Source organism: Micromonospora sp. NPDC005172, assembly GCF_040608555.1.
GTDB lineage: Bacteria > Actinomycetota > Actinomycetes > Mycobacteriales > Micromonosporaceae > Micromonospora.
Genome location: NZ_JBEXIL010000016.1, coordinates 31,225 through 56,042 on the forward strand (window position 1 = coordinate 31,225; position 24,818 = coordinate 56,042).

Consider the following 24,818-nt stretch of genomic DNA (forward strand, 5'->3'; position numbering starts at 1 on the left):
GATCCGCACAAGATCAGGGATGTTGGTGTCTCCCGAGTGGCGGAGGCAGCAGTATCAGGGAAGTGGCGCGGATCTTGGCGAGCGGGCGAGCGGACGGGCGGACGGGCGTGGCGGAGGGACCACCCGGGCGAGTGGTCCCTCCGCTGGTCGCTGGTCGGTGGCTAGACTTCAGGTTGGCAGTTCACTGTGCCTGCTGCGGCGGGCGCAGCCTCGGGAGGGTGTTGCAGCACCCTCTCGAGGGGCCGTCCTCTCGGACGGCGGCTACTCGCAGAAGACCCGCACTGTCGCATCGGGGGAGTCCACCTCCACGGTCACGTCGTCGAGGTGCTCCACGAGCGCCTCCAACTGCTCGGGCTTGAGCTGCGTCAGGTCGATCGGGACGCCCGAGTCGCTGAGTGAGGCGTTCGCCTTGACCAGGGCCTGCGGCGGAACCAGCGCCGCCAGCCGTACGCCGGCCCGCAGCAGTTGCAGCGGCACCCGCACGTTGACCCGCGACGGCTCGCCGTTGTCGGTGGCGTCCACCACCACCCGCAGGTACTTCACCTTGCCCTTGGGGCGAGCGTCGAGACCTGCCGCCACCGGCGCCTGATCCCGTTCGAGGGCGGCGATGAGCTGCTCCGCCTCCTCGGCGGTGATCTTGCCGGCGGCCAGCATCTCGAGGATGTCCTTGCGTTGTTCGGTCATTCGAACCTCTCCTATCGGATAGCCACGAGCACGGCCGTGCGGCCCTGCTCGATGTCGAAGTGGGCGCCGGGCAGCGCGGAGATGACGCGCCAACCGGCGCCGAGTGCCCGTACCGCACCGATGCGGAACACCAGGCAGGCCACGATCGCCGCGAGCACGACCAGGACCACGACCGGAAAGAGCAGGAGTACGACCGGGAGCACCGGAACCCAGAAGCGGAGGGGTCGGCGGTCCGGGCGGTCGACCTTGACGGTCACCAACTGCGGCATCACGGCCGGCCGTCCAGCTCGGCCAACGCCTGCTGGGCGGTGATCTCACCGCGGCGCAACCGGTCGATGATGTCGGCCCGCGAGGGTGCTGGGTCGGTCTCGACGAAGTCGAGCATCTGCGTGATCCGGTTGAGTCGTGACTTGATCGTCGGATAGCTCACCCCGAAGATGCGTTCCATCTCCTTGATCGAGCCGTGGCAGCGCACGAACGCCGTGACGAAGACCTGGTCCTCGACGTTGAGCTGAGCCAGTTGCGGCAGCTCGAACTCGCCCTCGATCGCGACACCGTTGCCCGCCAGGCGCACCCGTTCGACGACGAACGGCTGCCCCCGCGTCAGGCTGGTCAGTTCCTGCCAGTCCATCGCCTGCTCTGTCATAACTAAAGTTATAGCTTAAGAATCTTCAACTTCCTAGATCCTGATCTTAATTTTCTTAATCTGTCGTGATCGGCCGATGCTCCCGTGCCTCGCCGATGCCCTGTCCCGGAGTCACCGCGTCCACCAGCGACAGGGCCTGGCATCGTCGGGCACCAGTTGACGGTGGGTCGGCTGCCGCCGGATGATCCAGCGATGTGTCGCTCGGATCAGCGAGGAGAGCGGGTGTCATGAGGTTTCTTCTCACGTCGGGCGGCATCAGCAACCCGAGCATCTCCAACGCGCTCGTCGACCTGCTGGGCAAGCCGATCGCCGAGGCCACGGCCCTGTTCGTCCCTACCGCCGTCTACCCCTTTCCCGGCGGGGCCGAGAGGGCGTGGAAGGCAGTGCACGGTCGGGCCGACATCCCGCTGTGCCAGCTGGGTTGGAAGTCCCTGGGGTTGCTGGAGCTGACCGCGCTGCCGACCATCCGGGAGGAGAACTGGGTCCCGGCGGTCCGGGAGGCCGATGCCCTCCTCGTCTGGGGCGGCGACGTGCTGTACCTGACCCACTGGCTGCGCCAGTCGGGCCTGGCGGACCTCCTGCCGACGCTGAGCGACACGGTCTACGTGGGGGTCAGCGCCGGGAGCATCGCTGTCACCCCCTACAACTGCGACGCCGAATTCGACAGGCAATTCGTCCCGGACGGCAGCGACATGGCGCAGGACGCCGACCGGGCGTTGGGGCTGGTGGACTTCACGCTGTACCCGCACCTCAACCATCCGGACATGGAGGACACCGAACTGTCCACCATCGAGAAGTGGGCGTCCGAAATCCCGGTCCCGACCTACGCCATCGACGACAACACCGCCATCAGGGTGGTCGATGGCACTGTCGACGTCATCTCCGAGGGTGAGTGGAGTTTGATCAACCCCTGAATGCGGACGCTGCCGCTCCGGTTCAGGGCGTTGCTGTCCCGTCGAGGAACAGCTCGGTGGCGTCGATGACACCGGCGAAGTGTCTGCTGCTGCCGGGATAGTGGAACCCGTGCTCGGCGTGCGCGTACTCCAGGAGTGCGCACTCGTTGCCGGCGCGGACCATGGCGTCCCGGAACTGCCGTGCCGCGCCGATCGGCTCGACATCGTCGCGGGTGCCGTGGTGGATCTGCATCGGCGGGCTGCCCGGCCGGACCAACTCGATCAGCGAATAGTCGACCAACCTGCCCGCGTCGACGCCAACCTGCCGTTCCAGGCGGCGCTGCGCGTCCGGCGCGAGGACGCCCAGGTTGAGTCCCGCCGGATTGAGGGCGACCACGGCCGCTACGTCGGACTCCGGTGCCGTGCCGGACGGGGTCAGGGCCGCCAGCATCGCCAGGTGAGCGCCGGCCGAGCTGCCGCCCGAGGCCAGCTGCGACGCTTCGAGTCCGCGCGACGCGGCCAGTCGGCCGAACCGCGCGACCGCGCGGCGCACGTCGGCGAGGCAGTCGTCGATGCTGACCGCGCCACGATCGAGCAGCCGGTACCCGGCCGAGACCGCGACGATTCCCCGCGACGCCAACGCGCGGCAGTGCGGACCGAGCCCGTCGGGCGATCCACCGCGCAGGGCGCCGCCGTGGAACAGGACGATGCCGGCGCGCGGCGGCAGGCCGTCCGGCTCGACGACCAGCAGGGGCAACTCGCTGCCGTCGGCGGCCCGATACGAGATCGAGGACGTACGCCAGGTCCCCGGCATGACGGCATCCGATCACCGACCGAGCACGACCGCAAGCTGCTCGGGCGCGGAGCCCTCCCACTGTGGCTGCCCACCGTGTCGATGTGCTCGTGAGCGGTATACCTCAGAGGTATGAATATGACTCTGAGGTATACCCCTTTCGCCGCATCCGCACCCACGGAGGTGACCGAGGGTCACCGCCCCAGCAAGGGTCAGGAATATTCGTCTAGGCGTTCGCGATGGCCTTGAGGGCCGTGTCGAGTGCCTGGTCGGCCGGCACGGGTACGTCGGGGACCACTCCGACGCCCTCCCAGTTGGAGCCGGTGACGCTGTTGATGGTGCGGGCGGTCGGGACGGTCACCAGGATGTGTTCGGTGACCGGGTGGCGGGCCGTCGGATGCGCGCCGCCCCGTGTCGTCTCACCGACGACGACAGCTCGACCGTGCGCCTGGAGGGTGTACGCGACGTCCTCACCCCCGGAGAACGTCGCCGCGCTGGTGAGCACATAAACCGGGCGGTCCACGTAGCGCGGGGCAGGAAGGTGCGCGGCGGTCCAGAACTGGCGGGTGGCACCGGTGGAACGCTCGTAGAAGTCGTTGAGGTGCACCTGATCGTCGCTGAAGAAGTAGCTGCACCACATCGCGGCTCCCTCCGGCGCTCCGCCGACGCACGCGCGTAGGTCCAGGACGAGCGCCGAGCTGAGGGCGACCAGCTGCATGGCCGCGCCGATCGTGTGCGCGGCCTCGTCGGCGTACGCGATGCGCCGCACGTCGATGAGCCCGACCTTCCCGTCCACCTGCTCGACCCGGCGGATTCCCTGGTTCTCCGCGCGAAGCAGCGCGAGGAAGGCCGCCTTGCCCCCGTCCTCGTCCGCCGGGTCCAGCGACTGCGGCTGGTCCGACCACAGCAGCCGCAGATGCCTGTCCGGGCACACCTGCTGAAGGTGGGCGGTCACCGTCTCGCAGAGCACCGGCCCGTCCAGGTCGTCGTACTCGCCTTCCGCGAGACGGCGTCGGATCGCGGCATCGATGTCCACGACCTTGGCAGGGAAGACGTACCCTGCCTCGATCCGGTCCAGGGCCCGTCCGATGATCTGTTCGTTTGACAGCATGACCGGCCACGATAGACCGCTGGCAGCTTCCTGGCCATCCGGTTCCGCTTCGGATTTCCGGTGCGCGCGCAGTTCAGGTGCGGGGCAGGATGCCCACGAGCGGAGTGATGATCGCGACGCGCAGGGCTGTCCGCAGGTCGATGTGGTAGACCGCGAGCGCCGGCTCGGACTCGTAGACGGCGAGCAGGCTCGACGGCGGTGCGCTGTAGGCGGACAACGCGCCTCCGACGAGCAGGATCTGGAGGCAGAACAGCTCGGCGCGATCGCCGACCTCGGGCAGGTGCCGGCGGACGAGGTCGGCCATCACCGCGAGGTTGGCCAGTGCGGCGCGCTTGTGCCTGCGGACCGCCTCCACCGAGACGTTGTGTTCGAGCACCCCGCCCTGCGCGCCGAAGAGATCACAGAGCACCGTCTCGGCGGCGAGCGACCGGCTGAGTACGTCGGCCACCTGCTCGGCCCGGTCCAGCGCCGACCGGGTCGGGTCGACGCCCTGGGCCAACTCCTGCTCCAGCTCGGCCAGCCAGGTCGTCGTCCGGTCGTCCAAAAGGTCGAGCAGCACCGCCTCGCGGGACTCGAAATAACGCAGCACCGCCGTCTTGGCCAGACCGACCCGACGGCTCAGCTCGTTGAGGGTCACGTCGGTCACCGGCATCTCGTCGAGCATCGCCGAGGCCGTCTCCAGGATCGCCTGGCGTCGGACCGCGCGCTGCTCCTCGTTGCGCGCCCGCTGGAACGTCATGACCGCCACCCTAACTTAGGTACCGCCGGTCTCTTGACAGCGTACCGGCGGTACATTACCTTTTGACTATAACTTACCGGCGGTACATTGGGAGCCTGAGATGAAGTGGACCGAGCAGCAGATTCCGCGCCAGGACGGCCGGGTGGCAGTGGTCACCGGGTCCAACACCGGGCTGGGCTTCGAGACCGCCCGGCTCCTCGCCGAGCGCGGGGCGTCGGTCGTGCTGGCCGTGCGCGACACCGAGAAGGGCAAGCGGGCCGCCGCCCGGATGAACGGTGACGTCTCCGTACAGGAACTGGATCTGACCTCGCTGGAGTCCGTGCGCGCCGCCGCAGCCGGCCTGCGCGCCACCCACCCGCGGATCGACCTGCTGATCAACAACGCCGGCGTGATGTACACGCCGAAGCAGACCACCCGCGACGGGTTCGAGATGCAGTTCGGCACCAACCACCTGGGCCACTTCGCGCTCACCGGCCTGCTGCTGGACCTGCTGCTGCCGGTGCCCGGGTCGCGGGTCGTCACGGTCAGCAGCGTCGGCCACCGCATCCGCGCCGCCATCGGATTCGACGACCTCCAGTGGGAGCGGTCGTACAGTCGGGTCGCCGCCTACGGCCAGTCGAAGCTCGCCAACCTGATGTTCACCTACGAGTTGCAGCGCCGGCTCGCCCCGCACGGCACCACCGTCGCGGTGGCCGCGCACCCGGGCGTCTCCGACACCGAGCTGGTCCGTAACTCCCCGGCGATCGTCCGCGCGCCGATCACCCTGCTCGCCCCGGTGATCACCCAGCCTGCGGCGTCGGGTGCGCTGCCCACCCTGCGGGCCGCCACCGACCCGTCAGTCCTCGGCGGGCAGTACTACGGCCCCGACGGCGTGGGCGAGACGCGCGGCCACCCGAAGCTGGTCACCTCCAGCCCCGACTCCTACGACCTGAGCGTGCAGCAGCGCCTCTGGGCCGTCTCGGAGGACCTCACCGGCGTACGGTTCCCGGTGGGCCGGGCAGCCGCCGCCGCGTGACGCCCGTCGCCCGTCAGCGGGTGCGCCGCGCGATGGCGACCTCGACGCCGTCGAGAATCAGGTCGAGGCCGAAGACGAAGTCCTGATCCTCCGGGTCCTCGCCCGCTTCACTCTCGAACGCGCCCACCGCAAACATGGGGGCGGCCTCGGGGAAGCGCTCCGGGTGCACGAGCGCGGCGAGGGCTCGGCCGTAGTCCCGCTCGACGTCCGCCTGGCTGAGCCCGGTGCCGCTGCGGCCCTCGGCCATCTGTCGGCCCTGCAGGATCGCGTTGCGTACGTAACCGCTGACGACCACGAGGACGCCGGCCTTCGTCCTCGGGTCCAGGCCGGTGTCGTGCAGGGCCCGCAGGAACGCGTCCATCCAGTCGATGGCGTTCGGCCCCCGGGGCGGGCCGGCGACCGGTACCTCCACGAGCCACGGGTGCTCGGCGTACCGGGCGCGGATCGCCGCCGCCCACAGGTGTACGCCGTCGCGCCAGACGTCCGCGTCCAGCCGGGGGGCGGGCCCGTAGGCGTGGTCGGCCATCAGTTCGAGGAGTTCCTCCTTCGAGCCCACGTGCCGATACAGCGCCATCTTGGTGAAGCCGAGAGTCTGCGCGACCTTCTGCAGGGTCACTCCGTCCAGGCCTTCGTGATCCGCCAGGTCCACCGCGGCCCCGACGATCCGGTCGACGTCGAGTTCGGCGGGCCGGCCTCGGCGTGCGGACGTCGACAGTCGCCAGAGCCGCGCCAGGTCGGCGGGCACCTCGTCGGCCATTGACGGCAGTTCGTGTCCCATGGATAGTATCTCCTGTACATTAAGCCTGTCGTCGGGCCGGACGAAGGAGAAGCATATGGACGTGTCAGCGGGCGCGGACCGCGCCACGACGAGTCGGGCACCCGCCGAGCAGCGCCTGCACGACGTCGACGCGCTGCGGGGCTTCGCGCTGCTCGGGATCTTCGTCGTGAACATCACCTTCATGGCCTCCGGTTACCCGGGCAACCTGACCACCGATCCGGCGTTCTCGTCGGTCCTCGACGACGCGGCGCGGCTCCTGTCAGCGGTGTTCGTCGACATGAAGTTCTACATCCTCTTCTCGTTCCTGTTCGGGTACAGCTTCACCCTGCAGATGAAGGCCGCAGAGCGCGCGGGCGCCGCGTTCGGACCGCGGATGCTGCGCCGGATCGCCGGCCTCCTCATCCTCGGCGCCCTGCACACCGTCCTCCTGTACAGCGGCGACATCCTGATGACCTACGCGGTGGTCGGTGTGGTCCTGCTCGCCATGCGCCGGGTCCGCGACCGGACGGTGCTGCGCGTCGCCAGCCTGCTCTACGGGATCGTGCTGCTCAGCCTGCTGGCCAGCGGGTTCTTCGTGAACTCCGCGGCGTTCCTGCCGACCCGCGCCGAGGCAATGGCCAACGCCGAGAAGGCGACGGCCGCGATGCTCGGTGGGTGGGGCGACGTCATTGGCCACCACCTCTCCGGGCTGCCCCTCCTGGTGCTCCAGTCCGCGACGTTCCAGGGGCCGACGGCGCTGGCGATGTTCCTACTCGGCATGGTTGCCGGCCGACGACGGCTCCTCGCCGGTGTCAGCGGTCACGAGCCGGCGCTACGGCGGATCCAGTGGGTCGGCTTCCCCGTGGGGATCGCGGGCGGTGTGCTGTACGCGCTGGGCGGCGGCAACGGCGAGCCACTGGCCGTGAGCGTGAGCGCGGCGACCGCGCCGCTGCTGACGGCTGCGTACGTGGCCACCCTGCTGCGGATGATGCACAGCCCACGGTGGGGTTTCGTGCGGTCGGCCCTCGCACCGGCGGGGCGGATCGCGCTCACCAACTATCTGGGGCAGTCGCTGCTGGGGCTGCTCATCTTCACCGGGATCGGGCTCGGTCTGGCCGGCAGCGTGTCGCCGGTCGGGACGACCGGGCTGGCAGTGCTGAGCTACGCGGTGCAGCTCGCGGTGAGCGCGTGGTGGCTGCGCCAGCACCGGTACGGGCCGGCCGAGTGGGTGCTACGGCGGCTGACGATCGGAAGGACGGCAGGGACCGGCGCGAACTCGAGCGGGTGACGTCGACGCTGGCGAGCGACCTCCCCGGAGGCAGGGACACGGCTCCCTCCGCGCGGGGATCCGCCCGGCACGCCGGTGGCGCAGTGTGGGACCGGAGGGAACCACCGCATCGATACGGAGTGACGACCGTGAACCAGAGCCTGGAAGCATCGCAGCCGCCGCCGTGGGCACGCCGAGCCGGTCACGTGGCGTGGATCGCGCCCGTGCTGGGCTTCATCCCGCTGCACGTTTCCTGGATCCTCGGCATCCCGCTGTTCGCGCACGCCGAACCGTTCGAGGAGTGGTACCACGGTCGCGGGCCCGGCGTCGGTGACCACCCCGTCGACGGGTTCCTGGGCCTGCCGGCGGGGGCGTTCTACCTGGGTCTGCTGTGCGTCCTCGCCGGGCTCGGGGGAGTCCTGGCGCTCGGCCTGATCAGTGACTGGGGGCGTACCTTCCCCCGGTGGGTGCCCTGGCTGCGTGGCCACCAGGTGCCGCCGTGGGTGCCGCTGACTCCGACGGTGCTGGGCTCCGCCCTGATGATCGGCTATTCGCTGACCCTGCCCTGGCAGTTCGCCGCCGACCTCGCCGAGACCAGCGAGCAGGACATCTTCACCCCGACGGGTGTCCTGATCGGCCTCCCACTGCTCGTGGCCTGGGCGATCGCGTTGCCGCTCGCCGGCTGGTCCTACTACCGGCGTACGCGGGCGCGGCGCTGAACGCCTGATGCCGGCTCCGCTGTCTCTAGCCGGCGAAGTCGAGGCCGGCCAGAGTGGTGGACCGGTGCGTGGCGAGGCGTTCGGCCTGCGCGGTGATGGCGTCGCGGGCGCCGGCCGAAAGCCTCCGCCAGGGCTGGACCGCGACCGTGAACGACGTGCCGGCCTTGCGGGGACGCCAGGTGCCCACGATGTCGCCGTCGACCAGGACCGCGCCCGGGCGACCCAGCACCGGCCACAACTCCTTCGCGTGGGCGGCGTCGGCCACCAGCGTCGCCCGGTCCTTCGCCTGGAGGAACAGGTCGAACGGGCCGAGAAGGCGGACGGTGCTGACACTGCCCGACCCCAACGACTCCTCGTCGGCGGCCAGCAGCCAGCGCGTCTCGCCGTCGACCGTCACCTCGACCACGTCGTCGGGCCACCTCGCCTTCACGTCCTTGACCGGGGCGTCGAGGTAGTCGGCCACCTGCTTCGGAGTGGCCGGGCCGAGCAGACGCAGGTACGCGCGGATCAGGTCGAACCGGTCGCCGGAAGTGGCTGCCTTTCGAAACCCGACGATGCGTCGCAGGATCGGAGGCGAGGTGTCGAGCTGCAACTCCAACCCGGCCCGCGCGGCGGCGAGCCGGAACGGCATCTCGTAGAGGTGCGTGGCGTCGCACGGCCGGCAGAACCGCAGGTACGGCTCGGGCAGCATCGTCGCCAGGCGGCCGGAGACGTCCCCCTTGACCGTGGGCGTAGTGACGATCGCCCGCATGCCGGCGGCCACCTCGTCGAGAGCGGCGAGGTTGGCGATGCCGGCGGCCTTCAACGGCTTCGAAGCGTCGTAGATGCGCTTGCCGGCATCGGCGTCGGAGAAGGGCTCGACCGCCGCCACCACGCGCCCGACGTCGGCCCGGCGGTAGAGGTGCGGGGCGCCCCGCACCGTCCACAGCAGGACCACGTCGGCGTCGGACAACGCGGTCACGTCGACGCCACGGATGGCGAGCGCCCAGCGGGCACCGTCCGGCCCGGTGTTCTGCACGCCCAGGTCCAGGACGGCGGTGTCGGCGAGCGCGCCGTTGTCCCGGTCGAGCTGCTGTGCCCGGACGCGGAAGTTCATCACCTGACGCCGATCGACCATGACCGCACCCTAGCTGCGGTCGGTCAGTTCGCGGTGAGCGGCTCCGCGGGCCATCCTTGGCGGACGCAGATGGACACGTCGGCGTAGTGCCTGGTGATGAGGACAGCGTCGCGCTGTGGGTTGCCCACCTCCGCGGTCAGGCACCGGCCGGTCGAGCCCTCACCGTTCCACCACAGGCTGTGGATCATGACCCCCTGACGTCGCCAGTAGTCCATGTCGGCCTGGACCCGTTCGAACCATCCGTCCAACGTCCGCGCGGAGTAAGCCGCGTCGACGAAGCGCACCGTCACCCCTCGCGCCAGCGGGCGGATCTCGGCGTCGAAGCCGGGGGTGGGGACGCGGTGCACGAGCAGCACCCCTCCGGGTACGTCAAGACTGACCGAGGTGTAGGCCCGTGACCAGTTCCGGGCGGCATGGGTTTCCACAGTTCCGGCGGCGGCCATCAATACGTCCTGGACCGGCCAGTACGACTGCGCGGGTGCCGGCGTAGTGAGGGCTGGCGGCGACTGTGGTGTCGTCGGCGATGCGGCGGCGCAGGCGGTGGGCAGGGCGAGCAGCGGTACGGACAGCAGAGCGGCCAGGCGTCGACGCATGATCAGAATTCCTCAGCGGCAGCGGGTCACTATTGGGCGCTACGGATATAACGATCGATAATCGTGAAGACGACTGCGGGTCGGGAGGCCGCGCGGGTGTCCGTGTGTGGTGGCCAGGTGGTGCAATAGGACCATCGATGGCGTCGATGACGGAGGCATGCGTGGATGGTGTGGAACTGCTCGTGGCCGCCCTGGCGCTCGGCGCGTCGTCGGGTGTCACCGACGCGACCAGCGCGGTCGTCCGCGACGCCGCCGAAACCTTCCGAGGCATGGTGTGGCGTCGGCTGACCGGGGACGGCCAGGATGCGCTGCGGTTGTTGGAGGCCGAGGGCACCGATTCCGGCGGCTGGCAGGTACGCCTCGTCGAGGATCTCACCCGCGCGGGCGTCGACCGGGACGAGCAGATCCTCCGTCTCGCGCGGGACCTGCTGGCGCAAGCGGCGGCCGCCGGGGCGCGCGCCCGGATCGGGCAGGTCGATCTGCGCGGGGCGAATGGCGTCCTGTTCGGCGATTCCAGCACCCAGAACAACACCTTCAACTGAGGCAGCCGGGCAGATGGGCGAGAGCGGGCAGCCGGAGGACAACCGATGGCGCGACGTCGACGCCCGCCAGGCGCGGGGCATGCAGTTCGGCGACCACAACTTCCAGTACAACAACTTCGGCCCGGTCGTACGGTCGGCGTACCTGGCCGAGGTCCACCGGATCGCCCCGGCGGACCTGCTCGACCGGGACGCCGAACTGGCTCGCCTGGCGGCCTTCTGCGCCGGTGACGGGCCGGACGCGTACCTGCGCTGGGAGGCGGCCCGGGGCACCGGAATGACGGCGCTGCTGGCCTGGTTTGTCCTGCACCCTCCGCCGGGCGTGCGGGTGGTGTCGTACTTCGCCGTCGCCGGCCGCTCCGCGGGGGAGACCCGTGCCGCGTTCCTCGACGTGGTGTTGGAGCAGCTCGTCGAGCTGACCGACGGTTTCATGCCGGGGCATCTCACCGGGGCCACCGGCGAGGCGCACCTACTGAGCCGTTACACCGACGCGGCCCAGGCGTGTGAGCGGCGGGGAGAGCGTCTGGTGCTGGTCGTGGACGGGCTGGACGACCGGCGCGACGCCTCCCGCGTCGCGACGCTCCTGCCGGACCGGCTGGTCGGTGGATTGCGGGTGGTGCTCGGCACGGACCTCGGATGGCGGGCGCCCGCCGATCTGCCACTGCGGCACCCGCTGCGCCAGCGGGGCCGTCCCGTCCTGCTGTCGCCCTTCGTCGGCCCTGACGAGCGCGCCCGGCGACGGGCAGAGGACGCACGGCGTGCCGAAGAGCGCACCCGGCGGGAGGCGGAGCAACGCCGGGCCGCCGACGACCGTCGTGCCGCGCAGGAGGAGATCGGCAGGTGGCGGACCTCCGAGGCGGACCGGACCGCCCCGGCGGCTCGTGTGGCGGCGGTGCGGCGGGCGCTGGTGTTCGTCGGTGGCTGGACCGGCGTCCTCGTCCTCGTCACCTGGCTGGTACGGGGCTGGTTCGATCCTCGGGTAGCGGGGATCCTGAGCGTTCAGCTTCTGGCGGGCGGGCTGGCCGCCGCCTTCGTGCTCGGAGTGGCCGCGTTCCGGCTGGGTGGGGCGTACGGGGCGTTGCCGGCCTCACCCACGGCATGGATCGACCGGTCCCGGTACGGACTGCTGCTCCGGGCCATGGCCTTCGCGATGTTCCTTGTTCTGGCGGGCGCTGGCGCTGCCGACTATCTCGACGCCCGGGACGACCGGCACCTGAGACAGTCCCTCGGCCGGGCGGGGCCACTGCCCTCGTTCGAGGAGGCGGTGGCGTTCCTGTTCCTGGTGCTCGTCACGTTCGGCTGCGTCGCGACGGGGTTCTACCTCGCCGGCAGGTCCAGGCGCTACTGGCACGAACGCCACCGCGAACAGGAGCGCGCGTACCAGGCGGCCGTCGGCGCGCTGGCCGCCGCGACCGAGCGGGAGGAGTACGCGAGGATGGGTGCCGACACGCTGTCCCCGAAAGCGGCTGACCGGGCGCGGGGGTACCAGGACCTGATGGCCCGACTGGCGGGGCGAGACCGTCAACGGCCCCGCTGACGTCCACCTCCCCTGACGCAGCGAGGCGTTCACCGACCCGGCCGCCCGTGGACGGACGGACGGGCGGCCGGGGGGAGGGGATGTCGTCAGGCGACCAGTGAGACCCGTCCGTTGTCCAGGTCGTAGCGGGCGCCCACGACCCGCAGCGCGCCCTGGCGCACCTTCTCGGCGATGATCGGACTGCGCGACGGAAGCGCCCGCACCTGGGCGGCGATGTTGGCGCGGACCGCGTTCTCCACCGGGTCGCCGGGCTGGTCCAGCACCGGCTCGATGATCGGCCGCAGGCTGTCGACGATGGCGCCGATGTGCCCGGGAGCGGTGCCGCCGGTGCGGATGGCGTCGATGGTGGCGGTGATCGCGCCGCAGCGTTCGTGCCCGAGGACGACGATCAGCAGGCTGCCGAACTCCTCCACGGCGAACTCGGCGCTGCCCAGCAGCAGGTCGTCGACGATGTTGCCGGCCACCCGGTTGTCGAACAGGTCACCGAGACCCTGGTCGAACAGCACCTCGGGTGCCACCCGGGAGTCCGCGCAGCCGACCGTGATGGCGAACGGGTGCTGGCCGGCGGCGAGGCGGTGCAGGTCGGCCAGGCCCTGGTGCGGGTGCCGGCCGTGACCGGTGGTGAAGCGGTGGTTGCCGGCGAGCAGCCGACGCAGCGCCTCGGCGGGCGTGCCGACCGGGTCGTCGGTCGGTGCCGCCGCGGCGGCGGCGGTCGGGCTCGCCGCCGCCGCGCCGATGGCGACGGCGGTCGCGCCGCCAGCGGCGAGCAGTGCTCGGCGGGACAGGGGGGTACGAGGCACGATGATCTCCCGAATGTGAGGCGGTTGCCCCATTCTTACCAGTGGATCTCCACAGTGCGGTGTCGCGTTTCTGAGTGGTGCGTCAGCGGTGGGTGCTGTCGAGGGCGGCTACCTCGCGTACGGCCTGGGCGACGGCCGCGAAGTCCTTCTTGAGGATCGCGCCGTGGTTGCTGGCGACCTTCGCGTGGACCTGGATGTTCGGGTTGCGGGCGGTCACCGCGTCGAGGCTGGTGCGGATGCGTTCCTGCTCGTCACCCTTGCTGCCGAGGGACGTTCCCGAGGCGACGACGTACCGCACGGGGACGGTGATGGCGTCGAGCACCGGACCCAGCTCGCGTTCCCGGGAGAGCCGCCCCAGCTCGATGTTGCTCTCGGCCTGCTGGTGTGCCGTCATGCGCGGGGTCAGGCCGGTCGGACGCAGCAGTGGCGTGAACCAGCCCATGCGCCGGAACAGCTTGCGGATGCGCTGCTCCATGGCCTCGTCCAGCCAGTCGTGCGGGAACGCGCCGTCGACCAGGACCGCGCCGATTGTGCGGTCGGGGTTGCGGTGGGCCCAGTGGGCGCCGACGACAGCGCCGTACGACCAGCCGACGAGCAGAGCCCGCTGCACGCCTCGGGCCGCGAGGACGGCGTCGACGTCCCGCATGGCCGCCTCGAACGAGTAGTCCGCCGAGCGTCCCGATTTCCTGCCGCGGGCGCGCTCGTCGTAGGTGATGTGCCGCCATCCGGCGCCCAGGTCGGTGATGACGTTCCGCCAGTATCCCTGGGTGGCGAACTGGCCGTTGAGGTAGACCACCGGGACGCCCGCGCCGCCGGTGTCGGTGACGGCCAGGGCGGTGTCGTCGACCGGCACCATGCCGGTCCAGGCCGAACGGGTCGGGGAGGGGTTGTTGGTCGTCATGGTCGTACTCCTTGGGGGTTGGGGGGTCAGAGGCTGCGGGCGGTGATGTCGCCGAGCGAGGTGGTGGCGTGGATGTCGAGGTCGGCGCTGCCGTGGTTGGTCAGGGCGTTGCTGACGCGGCCCCGGTCGGTGCCCGCGTCCAGGGAGGCCGAGACGCCGGTGGCGGCGGCGACCGAGATGTCGCCCGAGCGGGTACGCAGCGCGACCCTGCCGCGCGTCGCCTCGCCGACGAGGATGTCGCCCCGCTCGGTGCTGATCTCGGCGGGCCCGGTGAGCCGGCCGACCTCGACGGTGCCGTCGATCGCGGTGAGGCGCACGCTCGCCGCCTCGTCGATCTTGATGTGGCGGTACGCGCCGTCCACGGTGACGGCGCCGAGGCGTCCGACGCCGCGCAGCTCGGCGCTGGCGGCCTTGACCTCGACGCGGGAGTCGGCGGGTAGCTGGACGGTGACCTCCACCGAGCCGGAGGCACCCAGGAGCTGGTTGGCGGGGGACGCGGTCGTGACCCGCAGGACGCCGTCCGCGTACGCGATGGTGGTGTGTTCCGCGGCCCGGGTGTCGCGGGCCCGGCCGGCGTCGGCCGGACGGACCTCGACGGTGGTGTCGGCGCGGTCGGCGGCGATGAACTGGACGCGCCCGGCGGGGATGTCCAGGACGGCGGTGATGGGGGACGGGGTGGCGAAGTTCTGCACGGTGTTCTCCGATGGTCGTTCCGGTGTTTCTGATATCGGAAACGCTACGTTGCTTTCCAGTTCTCGGCAACATCCGTGTTGCGTAAACCTCGCGTACTAGCAGCTAGAAGCCCTACAAGTGTTGCAATGATCTGCCGGATAAGGCAACGACGTGCCCTGCCGCCGTTGCAATTGGCTGCCGGTGAACGCTATGGTGGCGGCCACGGACGAGACCACCACGAGGAGACCACCGTGCCGGGAGGCAGGCTCACCCAGCAGGAACGTCAGCAGATCGCGTCCGGGCTGGCCGACAGCCTGTCGTACGCCGAGATCGCCCGACGTCTCGACCGTCCGACCTCCACGATCACCCGCGAGGTGCTGCGCAACGGCGGTCCGAACGCCTACCGCGCCGACCTGGCCCACCGTGCCACCGAACGCCGCTCCCGTCGGCGTGCGCCCGCCGCCGCCCGCGCCGCCGAATCAGCCCCGCTCGCGCACGGCCGCGACGCCGGGGCCGTCGCCGAGTACGAGGAGACGTTCACGACCGTCCTCATGGCGACGGGCCTGAACAAGATGGGGGCCCGGGTGCTGACCTGCCTGTTCACCACCGACACGGGCAGCCTCACCGCGTCCGAGCTGGCCCACCGCCTGTCGGTCAGCCCGGCGTCCATCTCCAAGGCGATCAGCTTCCTGGAGAGTCAGAGTCTCGTACGCCGGGAGCGCGACGAGCGCCGCCGCGACCGCTACCTCGTCGACAGCGAACTCTTCTACCAGGCGACGATCGCCAGCGCCCGCGCCAACGACCAGCTCGTCGCGACGGCACGGGAGGGCGTCGCCGTCCTCGGGCCGGGCACCCCCGCCGCCGCCCGCCTGGAGAACATCGCCCGCTTCCTCGACTTCATCAGCGAGAGCATCACCCGCGCCGCCGAACAGGCCCGCGCCGTCCTGCACACCAGCGCCGGGACCACGCCGAAGGACTAGTTCCGGTCCGGGCGGTGGCGGGCGTACGCGTCGACGCGGCCCCAGCGACCGGGGATGTCCAGCAGCGCGATCCGGTCGAAGGCCGACGGCAGCGCGGGATTCACGGCCAGGTGTTCCTCGTGCGGTTCGAGGCCGAGCATGGTGCGCAGCAGCAGCATCGGTGTCCCACTGGACCAGGCCTGCGGGCTGCCGGCGGTGGGATACCGCACCGGATACCGGGTGGTGCTGCGGTCGAAGCCACCGAACGCCTCGGGCAGTCGCCCCTGGAAGTAGGTCGCGGCGGACAGGATGCCCTCGGCGATGCGTCCCGCCTCTCTGAGGAACCCGTAGCGACGCAGGCCCCAGGCGATGAACGAGTTGTCGAACGGCCAGACCGTGCCGTTGTGGTAGCCGAGCGGGTTGTAGCGGCTCTGCCCCTCGGCGAAGGTCCGCACACCCCAGCCGGAGAAGAGCGCCGGGCCCATCAGGTGCTCGACGACCCGCGCGGCCCGCTCGGGCGCGACGATGCCGCTCCACAGCAGGTGGCCGATGTTCGAGGAGAGGCTGTCGACGGGCGTCCCGTCGTGGTCGAGCGCGAGGGCGTAGTAGCCGCGGTCGTCGAGCCAGAAGTCGCGGTTGAAGCGGTCGTACAGCGCCGCCGCCTCGCGTTCCAGCCGCTCGGCGTAGTCGGGGTCGCCCCAGAAGGTACGCGCCAGCCGCGCGCCGCGGAGCTTGGCGTCGTAGGCGTACCCCTGGGTCTCGCACGTGGCCCTCGGGAAGCCGGGGAGCCTGCCGTCGGCGTAGGAGATGCTGTCCCAGGAGTCCTTCCAGCACTGGTTGTCCAGGCCGGTGGCCCGGTTGCGTCGCTGGTACCAGACGTAGCCGGTCGACGTCAGGTCCGCGTACGTGTCGATCCAGGCCAGGGCCGCGCGCGCCTCCTGCTCCAACTCCATCACCAGCGCGGTGTCGCCGCTCCACCGCTCGTACTCGTCGAGCAGCACCACGAACAGGGGTGACGCGTCGACGGTGCCGTAGTAGGGCGAGTGCGGCTGCTCCTCGAAGGCGGCCGACTCCCCGTAGCGCAGCTCGTGCAGGATCCGGCCGGGATCCTCCTCCAGGACGTCGTCGGTCCGGGCGCCCTGCAACGAGGCGAGGATCCGCAGGGTCGGCGGGGCCAGCGACGGGGTGACGGCCAGCGTCTGGAGGCAGGTCAGCAGGCTGTCCCGACCGAACAGGGTCATGAACCACGGGAGCCCGGCCGCGGGTACGGCCGCTCCGCCGAGCGACAGCGGCGCGAAGCGCAGCGCCGCGAGGTCCACCAGGCTGCGGTGGTACACCTGTTGGAGCGTGGCGCTCTCGGTGTCCAGCGTCGGCGCCTGCGCCACCCACTCGCGGACGCTGTCCGGCAGGGTCGACTCGTCCGGGCGCTGAGCCCGCAGGGGGTCACGCAGGTCGGCGCCGTCCGGTCGCAGCGCCCGCATGAGCACGTGCAGGCGGGTGTCCCACTGCTCCCCGGGTCGCAACCGCACCGCGAACCGCAGGCCGCGCGCGTCGATGGTGGCGGACTCGCTCGTCGACACCACGACCTCACGCCGGTACGTCCCACGCCGATAGCCGACCCGCAACCCGTTCGGCTCCACGTCGGTGTAGTAGCTGCCCGCCTTGTCCTGGATGTCGAACTTGATCTCGAAGATGTCGGCGAAGTCGGCCTCCACCTCCAGGCGTACGTCGAGGTCCACAACCCCCTGGCCGTAGTTGAAGATCGTCAGCGTCTCGGTCAGGTCCGGGCCGATGCGTCGCCGCCGGATCGCGGACACGTCCGCCTCCACGTAGTCGACAGCGCCGCCCGGCACCACGAAGAACGTCACCTCGTAGTACTGGCTGTCGTCCACCGACAGGGCGGTCAGCCGCTCCCCGTTGACGGTGAGCACCCAGCGGGACAGGAAGCGCGTGTCGGCGGCGAACAGCCCGACGGGGGTGGCGGGGGAGGACTCCACGTCGCCACTGGCGTCGGACACGATGAACGTGTTGCCGTCGATGCACGACACCGTGCCGGGGATGTCCCTCACGGCGCACTGGTCGTCGTCGGCTGGTCTGGCCCCGCATCACTCTGACCCGCGCGGGGGAACAGCCGCCCAACGCGCAACGCCAGGGCGAGGTCGCCGTCGACCAGGATCTCGCCACGCTCGATCGCCGCCAGCCCGTTCACCTCACCTCGCGCCATCGCCTCCGCGACCTGCCCCGACACCCTGATCACGGTGGTGGCGGGCTCGCCGCTCTGCGCCACCCGCAGCTCGCCGTGGTCGATGACCAGCAGCCACTGCTCCAGGTCGTCGCCGTCGCGGATGTCGAAGCGGACGCTTCCGCACACCTTGCTGAACCGCGGATCGCGGCACGCGGCGGCCAGCCGCTCGAAGAATTCGCTGGTCGCCGTCATCCCACCTCCCCGGGCCCGGGCAGAAGCGGATGACGGCTACCCGCTGCGGGTCATTCTTAACGCTGCGGCCGACAGGGGCGCGCTGTCGTCGCCGGGACACGGGTCACCCCAGGTCGAAGTCGACCACCAGAGGCGTCCGCCGGACGTGCAGGGAAGTCGGGGGCGTCGCGGTGCCACACCGGCGGGGCGTACGAGCAGTCGCAGCGCAGCAGAACGTAACGATTCGCCACTGATTCAAATCGTTAAATGTCGCGATGCTGACTGAGGGCGCAGCGTGCGCTACGGGCGCCGGTGTTCTGCCCGAACCGGGCGCACAGTCCACAACTACCGCATACCGTCACCAGGGCGGACACCGCTACCCGCCGGACCGGCGGCGCCGCCTACCGGAAGGGACCGGACATGAGCCGAGTCGAGACCGTGCTCCTGCCGGAGTTGGACGGGCCGGCGTCGCCGATCCTGCCGAGGGCCCTGGGCCTGCTGAGCCTCGCCCTGGGCGTGGGCGCGCTGGCCGCGCCGCGGCCCCTCGCGCGACTGGCCGGGGTGGACGACTCCCCGGCGGCGCAGGCGGTCATCGGAGCCGTCGGCGCACGCGAACTGGTGCATGGCGTCGGCCTGCTCAGCGGCCGCCGCCCCGTCGGCTGGGCCTGGACCCGCGTGGCCGGTGACGCGCTCGACCTCACCCTGCTGGGCCGGGCGATGGCCGACCGACGGGGTGAACGACGACGACGCCCGGCCCTGACCACCGCCGCGATCGCCGGCATCACCGCCCTGGACCTCGCCACCGCCATCGCCAGCGGACGGGCGCTCCGGGCGCGGGCACGGGTGATCCGGATGGAGATCGCGGTGACGGTCAACCGGTCGCCTGCCGAGGCGTACCGGTTCTGGCGCGACATGGAGAACCTGCCCCGGTTCATGGCGCACCTGGAATCCGTACGCGCCGACGACCTGCGCCGCTCGCACTGGGTCGCCCGTGGACCCGCCGGCCGTCACGTCGAGTGGGACGCCGAGATCATCGACGATCAGCCGAACAGGTCGATCACCTGGCGGTCGCTGCCCGGCAGTCGGGTGGCCAACGCCGGCCGGGTCGCGTTCGTGCCCGCCCCGGGCGACCGGGGCACCGAGGTCCGGGTGCAACTGCGCTACGCGCCCCCCGCCGGCGCGCTCGGTCGGGCGGTCGCGAAGCTCTTCGGCGAGGAGCCCGAGCAGCAGGTCCGCGACGACCTGCGCCGGTTCAAGCAGGTGCTGGAGGCCGGCGAGGTGGTCCGCTCCGACGGCAGCCCGAACGGCATCTCCGTACGCCAGCAGGCCATGCAGCGGCCCGCGCAGCCGCTCCCGCGGTCCCGTCGCTGACCGTTCGTCGAGAGGACGAGGAATGAAGGCCACCGCCTGGATGGGCGCCGACACCGTCAAGGTGATCGACGTACCCGATCCGACGATCATGAACGCCCGCGACGCGATCGTCCGGGTCAGCACCACCGCCATCTGCGGCTCCGACCTGCACCTTTACCACGGTTACATCCCCGCGATGCGCAAGGGCGACATCCTCGGCCACGAGTTCATGGGCGAGGTGGTGGAGGTCGGTCCGCAGGTGCGCAACCTCAAACCCGGCGACCGGGTCGTGGTGCCGTTCCCGATCGCCTGCGGGCACTGCTCCTCCTGCCAACGCGGCCTCTACTCGGTGTGCGAGAACTCCAACCCCAACGCCGGAATCGCCGAGAAGATCATGGGCCACTCGCCGGCCGGCATCTTCGGCTACTCCCACCTGCTCGGCGGGTACGCGGGCGGACAGGCCGAGTACGCGCGGGTGCCGTTCGCCGACGTCGGCCCCCTCAAGGTGCCCGACGAGATCCCCGACGACCAGGCCGTCATGCTCGCCGACGTCTTCCCGACCGGTTACATGGGCGCCGAGATGTGCGACATCAAGCCCGGTCAGGTCATCGCGATCTGGGGCGCGGGACCGGTGGGGCTGCTCGCCGCGGCCAGCGCCCGGCTGCTCGGCGCGGAGCGGGTGATCGTCATCGACCGGTTCCCGTACCGGCTGCGGCTCGCCGCGGAGCACACCGACGCCGAGACGATCAACTACGAGGACGTCGACGTGCTCGACACCCTCAACGAGATGACCGCCGGCCGGGGACCGGACGCCTGCATCGACGCGGTCGGCCTGGAGGGCCACCACGGCAACACCGCGATGTACGCGTACGACCGGGCCAAACAGGCCACGCGGACCGAGACGGAACGGCCGTTCGCGCTACGGGAGGCGATCCTGGCCTGCCGCTCCGGGGGAGTCGTCTCGGTCGTCGGCGCGTACGGCGGTTTCGTCGACAAGTTCCCGATGGGGGCGTTCATGAACCGGTCACTGGTCATGCGGACCGGTCAGTGTCACGTGCAGCGGTACACGCGGCCGCTGTTGGACCGCATCCAGCGCGGCGAGATCGACCCGAGCTTCATCGTCAGTCACCGCATGCCGCTCCGCGACGCCCCCAAGGGCTACAAGATCTTCCAGAAGAAGCAGGACGACTGCACGAAGGTGCTCCTCAAGGTCTGACCGCCCCCGGCCCTCGTCGATCTTGCACTTTCTGTGGCGGCGCAAGGGACATACCACCCCATGTCGGCAACCGAAACCGCAAGATCGGCGCGCGAGGGGGTGGCGCTTGCGGGGTGCCGTTTGTGGTCCGTGGGCTCGGGAACGCCGTCCGTTCGTCCGCCAGCCGGCCTGCGCGCCGGCCCGGGAGACGGAGGGAGCGGGTGTCATGGAGTACGAGCAGATGATCGCCACCGTACGACAGCGTGGAGGCCTCGGAGAGAACGAGGCGGTCCGATCCGTGCAAGCCGTCCTGTCGGTGCTCGGCGAACGACTCGCCGGACAGGAGGCCGACAACCTCGCGGCGCAGCTGCCGGACCGACTGAACGGGTCCGTCACCCGTAACCCGCAGGGCCGACGGTGGGACGTCGGCGAGTTCCTGAAACACGTCGGCGACCGGGAACAGGTAGCGAACGCGGACGTGGTGCGTCAGCACGCCCAGGTGGTGCTGAACACCGTGGCCGAGGCGCTCGACGACGACGACCGGCACGATCTGCTGGCCCAACTGCCGGGCGGCATCATCGACCTCTTCGGCGTCCCCGCACCGCGCGGCTGACCGTGCCACACCGTCACCGAGGGCGGACCCCGGCCTCCACGGTCAGGGTCCCCGCCTCGGCGTCGATCGTGGCCCACGCGCCGAGCGGGACGGTGAGCTGCCCGTTGCCATGCCCCAGGCGCAGCCCGCCCAGGACGGGCACGCCCAGGTCGTACAGGCGGTCCCGCAACACCGCCGCCGCGTCCCACTCGCCGACCCCGCCGACACTGTTGGTGATCTGGCCGACGACCACCCCGGCGACCCGGGACAGCACGCCCACCCGGCGCAGCTCGGTCACCATGCGGTCGATGCTGTACGGGGCCTCGTCCACGTCCTCGAAGAAGAGGATCGCGTCGTCGAACCTCGGAGCGTCCGCCGCGCCGAGCGAGGTGGAGAGCATCGTCAGGCAGCCGCCCAGCAACGGGCCCGACGCGCGCCCCGGCACCACCACCGGTGCGGCCGTCTCGGCCGGGTCCCTGGTGATCGTGACGGGTGCGGTCGTCATCACCGCCCTGCGCAACGCCTCGGCCGACTCGGGGCCGGTGCGGCTGTCTGACCAGTTGACCATCGGCCCGTAGAAGGTGGCCAGGCCGGTCTCGCGCCAGAGTCTGCCGTGGATGCTGGTGATGTCGCTGAAGCCGACGACCACCCGAGGGTCGCGGCGCAGACCGGACACATCGATCGCATCGACGATCCGCTGCGTGCCGTAACCGCCCCGGGCGGCGAAGACACCGCGTACGCCCGGGTCGTTGAGCGCGGCGTTCAGGTCTGTCAGTCGCTGCGCGTCGGTGCCGGCCAGGTAGCCGTACTTCGCGTAGACATGCTCGCCCAGCTCCACCTCCAGACCCCAGCTCCGCAGGATCTCGATGCCACGCGCCATGTTCGTCGGGTTGGGGGTGCCTCCGGGCGAGACCACCCGCACCCGGTCGCCGGGTGCCAGTGCCGGTGCCCGCAGCACCCGCTTCGCGCCGGGCGGGGGCGGACTCGACGCGGCGGATGCGGCATCCGGCCGGGCGGCGAACGCCACTGCGCCGGCCGCCGCCGCTCCCACGCCCAGCATGCGACGACGCGACAGGGACGGCCGTACGGATGCGCGGGTCGGAACGGGATCGCCCCCGGAACTGGCCACAGTCGTGCCTCCATCGTCATCGACGTGCGACGTCCGAGCCGCTACAGCCTATGACAATGGTCGATGTCATGGGGGGTCCACAAGGGACGAGGAGGGGTTACGGAATCGGCCACTCGTGCACCGGCCGGTTGCTGTGCATCAGCTCCACGTAGTGCCGCACCACCTCGCGCAGCGCCTCCGGCCGGTCCAGGTGATCGGTGGACTCCAACCGGTGCAGCGTCTCCACCTGCCACGTCGCGCCGTTGCGGCTGGTCAGGCAGCGCTGCTCGATGATGCCCAACAGCCGGTCGCGCTCGGTGGGGTCGAGCCCCCACCCGTCCAGACCGTGGTGTGCCATCGGCAGCAGCCGGCGCAGCACCAGCTCGGTGACCGGCAGGTAGCCGAGGCCGGGCCAGAACACCTGCGCGTCGATGCCGTGCCGGGCGCAACTGGTGAAGTTCTCCTCGGCGGCGCTGAACGACATCTGTGACCACAGTGGCCGATCCGACTCGGCCAGGGCGCGGACCAGTCCGAAGTAGAACGCGCCGTTGGCGATGGTATCCAACACGGTCGGGCCGGCCGGCAGCACCCGGTTCTCCACGCGCAGGTGCGGTCGACCGCGCGACACGTCGTACACCGGGCGGTTCCAGCGGTAGATCGTGCCGTTGTGCAGCCGCAACTCGGCGAGGTTGGGCACCTCGCCGGCCGCCAGCGTCTGCGCCGGATCCTGCGGGTCGCACACCGGCAGCAGCGCCGGGAAGTAGCGGACGTTCTCCTCGAACAGGTCGAAGACGCTGGTGATCCAGCGTTCGCCGAACCAGACTCTGGGGCGTACCCCCTGGGCCTTGATCTCTTCCGGCCTGGTGTCGGTGGCCTGCTGGAACAGCGGAATGCGGGTCTCGCGCCACAGCTCCCGGCCGAACAGCAGCGGCGCGTTCGCGCCGAGCGCCACCTGGATGCCGGCGACCACCTGGGCGGCGTTCCAGTAGTCGGCGAACTGCGCCGGGCTGACCTGGAGGTGGAACTGGGTGCTGGTGCAGGCCGCCTCCGGGGTGATCGTGTCGGCGGTGACCGCCAGGCGCTCCACCCCGGAGATGGCGATCGGCAGGTCCTCGCCACGGGCCGCGAAGATCTGCTCGTTGAGCAGCTTGTAGCGCGGGTTGGCCGAGAGCGTCGCGGCGGTCAGGTGCTCGGGACGCAACGTCGGCAGGATGCCGATCATGACCATGTGCGCGCCGACCGTACGCGCCTTCTCCTCGGCAGCGTTGAGACTGGCCCGCACATGCTCCTCGAAGTCGAGGGTTCCAGTGCCGGTCAGCCGGCGCGGCGGCACGTTGATCTCGATGTTGAACTGACCCAGCTCCGTCTGAAAACTCGGGTCCTCGATGGCCGCCAACACGTCGGCGTTGCGCATCGCCGGGTTCGACGCCTCGTCCACGAGGTTCAGCTCGATCTCCAGCCCGGTCATCGGCCGGTCGATGTCGAACCGCGACTCCCGTAACATCTCGGCGAAGACGTCCAGGCAGTTACGCACCTTCTCGCGGTAACGGGCCCTGTCCTCACGACTGAAGGTCCGCACGCCGACGTCTTCGCCCATGGTCACCACCCTGTTACCGCTGGTCCCCCCAAACCTCGCACGGGACCGGCGGGCGGGGAAGACCCGAGAGTTCCTTCCTACCCAGTCGCGGGCTCCGTGACCCCTGTCGCACGCTGCGTGGTCGGCGCGAGCCCCGGTCGGTGCGCGCACGGCCCGCGCGGACGGCTCAGGTCAGCGCCGAGCAGGCCACCACACCGGCGAGCAACAACGCGCCCAGGGTCGCCTGCAACAGCAGCGGCGGGCCGAGATGCGACCAGAGCGTCGCCGTACGGGGGGTCAGCAACTGCCCGGTGGTCAGGTTGACGATCCGCTCGATACGGGGCGGCAACTCCGGGTCGCGCTGCGGACGAAGGGTGAGCTGCACCTGGTCGGCCGGGTGCAGGGCGCTCTGCGGCAGGTGCCCGTGCAACTCCACCTCGCAGAGCTGACCGGCGGTGTTACGCAGGCGTACCGGGGTGACCAGGTACTCCGGGCCCTGCTTCAGCTCCTTCCAGCGCCGACGGGTGCCACCGCCGCCGAAGGAGAACAGTGCGCGCAGCAACAGAGCTGGCAGGCGGGCGAACGCGGCCGCGGTGAGCACCGCGACCAGCACCGGCTGGCCGACGCGTATCTCCCGGGTGTAGCCGTCCAGCAGCCGGACCAGCCGGCCGGTGACGATCCGCTCCGTCGGGTGCACGATCCGTCGGGTATCGAGTCCGCTGTCCATCTCCACCACCGAGAGTCCGCATGTGTTCACTGATCGTATCGATGTCCTCGGTTGAACGACGTGAATGAAACCTGGTCACGGGCTCACGCCCGCGAGGTGACATCCCGGGAGA

Annotated in this window: 27 protein-coding genes; 10 read left to right on the forward strand and 17 right to left on the reverse strand. The window is 70.7% G+C overall.

The annotated features are described in order from the left end of the window. Positions 1-261: 261 nt before the first annotated feature. From ABZV06_RS13665 to ABZV06_RS13675, 3 genes are read right to left on the reverse strand one after another with little or no spacing between them, the layout of a single operon-like run. Positions 262-684 (reverse strand): hypothetical protein, encoded by a 423-nt coding sequence (locus ABZV06_RS13665; RefSeq protein ID WP_355621314.1) that lies wholly within the window; start codon positions 682-684, stop codon positions 262-264. Between the two features lie 11 nt (positions 685-695). Then, positions 696-953, reverse strand: a complete 258-nt coding sequence (locus ABZV06_RS13670) for a hypothetical protein (protein WP_355233688.1) — start codon at positions 951-953, stop codon at positions 696-698. Continuing rightward, on the reverse strand, positions 953-1,330 hold the full coding sequence (locus ABZV06_RS13675; RefSeq protein ID WP_355233260.1) for a DUF2089 domain-containing protein: 378 nt from the start codon (positions 1,328-1,330) through the stop codon (positions 953-955). The genes ABZV06_RS13670 and ABZV06_RS13675 overlap by 1 nt, the downstream gene beginning before the upstream one ends. Before the next feature lie 227 nt (positions 1,331-1,557). Between ABZV06_RS13675 and ABZV06_RS13680 the strand changes: the two genes are divergently transcribed. After that, positions 1,558-2,244, forward strand: a complete 687-nt coding sequence (locus ABZV06_RS13680) for a Type 1 glutamine amidotransferase-like domain-containing protein (RefSeq protein ID WP_355233261.1) — start codon at positions 1,558-1,560, stop codon at positions 2,242-2,244. A gap of 22 nt (positions 2,245-2,266) precedes the next feature. Here the strand turns inward: ABZV06_RS13680 and ABZV06_RS13685 are convergent, their stop codons facing one another. From ABZV06_RS13685 to ABZV06_RS13695, 3 genes are all read right to left on the reverse strand, one after another. Then, on the reverse strand, positions 2,267-3,037 hold the full coding sequence (locus ABZV06_RS13685; protein ID WP_355233262.1) for an alpha/beta hydrolase: 771 nt from the start codon (positions 3,035-3,037) through the stop codon (positions 2,267-2,269). A gap of 205 nt (positions 3,038-3,242) precedes the next feature. Continuing rightward, positions 3,243-4,127, reverse strand: coding sequence for a S41 family peptidase (locus tag ABZV06_RS13690; RefSeq protein ID WP_355621317.1), 885 nt, complete (start codon positions 4,125-4,127; stop codon positions 3,243-3,245). Positions 4,128-4,200: 73 nt separating this feature from the next. Beyond that, a complete protein-coding gene (locus tag ABZV06_RS13695) occupies positions 4,201-4,866 on the reverse strand; it encodes a TetR family transcriptional regulator (RefSeq protein ID WP_355233264.1) in 666 nt (221 codons plus the stop codon). Positions 4,867-4,966: 100 nt separating this feature from the next. Between ABZV06_RS13695 and ABZV06_RS13700 the strand changes: the two genes are divergently transcribed. Further along, positions 4,967-5,881 carry an SDR family NAD(P)-dependent oxidoreductase gene (locus tag ABZV06_RS13700; protein WP_355621320.1) on the forward strand — a complete coding sequence of 305 codons (915 nt, stop codon included), beginning with the start codon at positions 4,967-4,969 and terminating at the stop codon, positions 5,879-5,881. A 13-nt stretch (positions 5,882-5,894) separates the two neighbouring features. Here ABZV06_RS13700 and ABZV06_RS13705 read toward each other — a convergent pair whose 3' ends face one another. Then, on the reverse strand, positions 5,895-6,659 hold the full coding sequence (locus tag ABZV06_RS13705) for a TetR/AcrR family transcriptional regulator (RefSeq protein WP_355621323.1): 765 nt from the start codon (positions 6,657-6,659) through the stop codon (positions 5,895-5,897). A gap of 55 nt (positions 6,660-6,714) precedes the next feature. On the opposite strand from ABZV06_RS13705, the gene ABZV06_RS13710 reads away from it, so the two are divergent. Next, positions 6,715-7,926 (forward strand): DUF418 domain-containing protein, encoded by a 1,212-nt coding sequence (locus tag ABZV06_RS13710; RefSeq protein ID WP_355621326.1) that lies wholly within the window; start codon positions 6,715-6,717, stop codon positions 7,924-7,926. 128 nt (positions 7,927-8,054) lie between these two features. Then, complete coding sequence (locus ABZV06_RS13715; protein ID WP_355621329.1) at positions 8,055-8,624, forward strand: hypothetical protein; 570 nt, start codon at positions 8,055-8,057, stop codon at positions 8,622-8,624. A gap of 25 nt (positions 8,625-8,649) precedes the next feature. Here ABZV06_RS13715 and ABZV06_RS13720 read toward each other — a convergent pair whose 3' ends face one another. Then, positions 8,650-9,741, reverse strand: a complete 1,092-nt coding sequence (locus tag ABZV06_RS13720; protein WP_355233274.1) for a winged helix DNA-binding domain-containing protein — start codon at positions 9,739-9,741, stop codon at positions 8,650-8,652. 23 nt (positions 9,742-9,764) lie between these two features. Further along, a complete protein-coding gene (locus ABZV06_RS13725) occupies positions 9,765-10,334 on the reverse strand; it encodes a hypothetical protein (protein ID WP_355621331.1) in 570 nt (189 codons plus the stop codon). Positions 10,335-10,495: 161 nt separating this feature from the next. Between ABZV06_RS13725 and ABZV06_RS13730 the strand changes: the two genes are divergently transcribed. Together ABZV06_RS13730 and ABZV06_RS13735 are read left to right on the forward strand one after the other, a co-directional pair. Further along, entirely contained in the window at positions 10,496-10,876 is a 381-nt protein-coding gene (locus tag ABZV06_RS13730) for a hypothetical protein (RefSeq protein ID WP_355621334.1), read from the forward strand. Positions 10,877-10,889: 13 nt separating this feature from the next. Continuing rightward, the gene (locus ABZV06_RS13735; protein WP_355621337.1) at positions 10,890-12,410 is read left to right on the forward strand and encodes a hypothetical protein; all 1,521 of its coding nucleotides are present in this window, start codon (positions 10,890-10,892) and stop codon (positions 12,408-12,410) included. Positions 12,411-12,496: 86 nt separating this feature from the next. On the opposite strand, the gene ABZV06_RS13740 is transcribed toward ABZV06_RS13735, so the two are convergent. The 3 genes from ABZV06_RS13740 to ABZV06_RS13750 all read right to left on the reverse strand — a co-directional run bounded on the left by ABZV06_RS13740 (position 12,497) and on the right by ABZV06_RS13750 (position 14,803). Further along, positions 12,497-13,210, reverse strand: a complete 714-nt coding sequence (locus tag ABZV06_RS13740; protein WP_355233282.1) for a carbonic anhydrase — start codon at positions 13,208-13,210, stop codon at positions 12,497-12,499. Between the two features lie 82 nt (positions 13,211-13,292). Then, positions 13,293-14,111, reverse strand: coding sequence for an alpha/beta hydrolase (locus tag ABZV06_RS13745; protein WP_355621339.1), 819 nt, complete (start codon positions 14,109-14,111; stop codon positions 13,293-13,295). Between the two features lie 26 nt (positions 14,112-14,137). After that, positions 14,138-14,803 carry a DUF4097 family beta strand repeat-containing protein gene (locus ABZV06_RS13750; RefSeq protein WP_355621342.1) on the reverse strand — a complete coding sequence of 222 codons (666 nt, stop codon included), beginning with the start codon at positions 14,801-14,803 and terminating at the stop codon, positions 14,138-14,140. A 231-nt stretch (positions 14,804-15,034) separates the two neighbouring features. Here ABZV06_RS13750 and ABZV06_RS13755 point away from each other — a divergent pair, with 231 nt between their 5' ends. Then, positions 15,035-15,763: a helix-turn-helix domain-containing protein gene (locus ABZV06_RS13755; RefSeq protein WP_355233288.1), complete on the forward strand. Its 729-nt coding sequence runs from the start codon at positions 15,035-15,037 to the stop codon at positions 15,761-15,763. On the opposite strand, the gene ABZV06_RS13760 is transcribed toward ABZV06_RS13755, so the two are convergent. Beyond that, a complete protein-coding gene (locus tag ABZV06_RS13760) occupies positions 15,760-17,802 on the reverse strand; it encodes a glycogen debranching N-terminal domain-containing protein (protein ID WP_355621497.1) in 2,043 nt (680 codons plus the stop codon). The genes ABZV06_RS13755 and ABZV06_RS13760 overlap by 4 nt on opposite strands. A gap of 5 nt (positions 17,803-17,807) precedes the next feature. Continuing rightward, positions 17,808-18,179, reverse strand: coding sequence for an SCP2 sterol-binding domain-containing protein (locus ABZV06_RS13765; protein ID WP_355233290.1), 372 nt, complete (start codon positions 18,177-18,179; stop codon positions 17,808-17,810). Between the two features lie 399 nt (positions 18,180-18,578). Between ABZV06_RS13765 and ABZV06_RS13770 the strand changes: the two genes are divergently transcribed. The 3 genes from ABZV06_RS13770 (at position 18,579) to ABZV06_RS13780 (ending at position 21,316) form a co-directional block, all read left to right on the forward strand. Then, the gene (locus tag ABZV06_RS13770) at positions 18,579-19,529 is read left to right on the forward strand and encodes an SRPBCC family protein (protein ID WP_355621345.1); all 951 of its coding nucleotides are present in this window, start codon (positions 18,579-18,581) and stop codon (positions 19,527-19,529) included. A gap of 22 nt (positions 19,530-19,551) precedes the next feature. Continuing rightward, on the forward strand, positions 19,552-20,724 hold the full coding sequence (locus ABZV06_RS13775; protein WP_355621348.1) for a zinc-dependent alcohol dehydrogenase: 1,173 nt from the start codon (positions 19,552-19,554) through the stop codon (positions 20,722-20,724). 205 nt (positions 20,725-20,929) lie between these two features. Next, entirely contained in the window at positions 20,930-21,316 is a 387-nt protein-coding gene (locus ABZV06_RS13780) for a DUF2267 domain-containing protein (RefSeq protein WP_355233298.1), read from the forward strand. A gap of 13 nt (positions 21,317-21,329) precedes the next feature. Here ABZV06_RS13780 and ABZV06_RS13785 read toward each other — a convergent pair whose 3' ends face one another. The 3 genes from ABZV06_RS13785 to ABZV06_RS13795 all read right to left on the reverse strand — a co-directional run bounded on the left by ABZV06_RS13785 (position 21,330) and on the right by ABZV06_RS13795 (position 24,715). Next, positions 21,330-22,355 carry an LD-carboxypeptidase gene (locus ABZV06_RS13785; protein WP_355233300.1) on the reverse strand — a complete coding sequence of 342 codons (1,026 nt, stop codon included), beginning with the start codon at positions 22,353-22,355 and terminating at the stop codon, positions 21,330-21,332. 166 nt (positions 22,356-22,521) lie between these two features. Beyond that, complete coding sequence (locus ABZV06_RS13790) at positions 22,522-24,000, reverse strand: glutamate--cysteine ligase (protein WP_355233302.1); 1,479 nt, start codon at positions 23,998-24,000, stop codon at positions 22,522-22,524. A 166-nt stretch (positions 24,001-24,166) separates the two neighbouring features. After that, complete coding sequence (locus ABZV06_RS13795) at positions 24,167-24,715, reverse strand: hypothetical protein (protein ID WP_355233692.1); 549 nt, start codon at positions 24,713-24,715, stop codon at positions 24,167-24,169. Between the last annotated feature and the right edge of the window lie 103 nt (positions 24,716-24,818).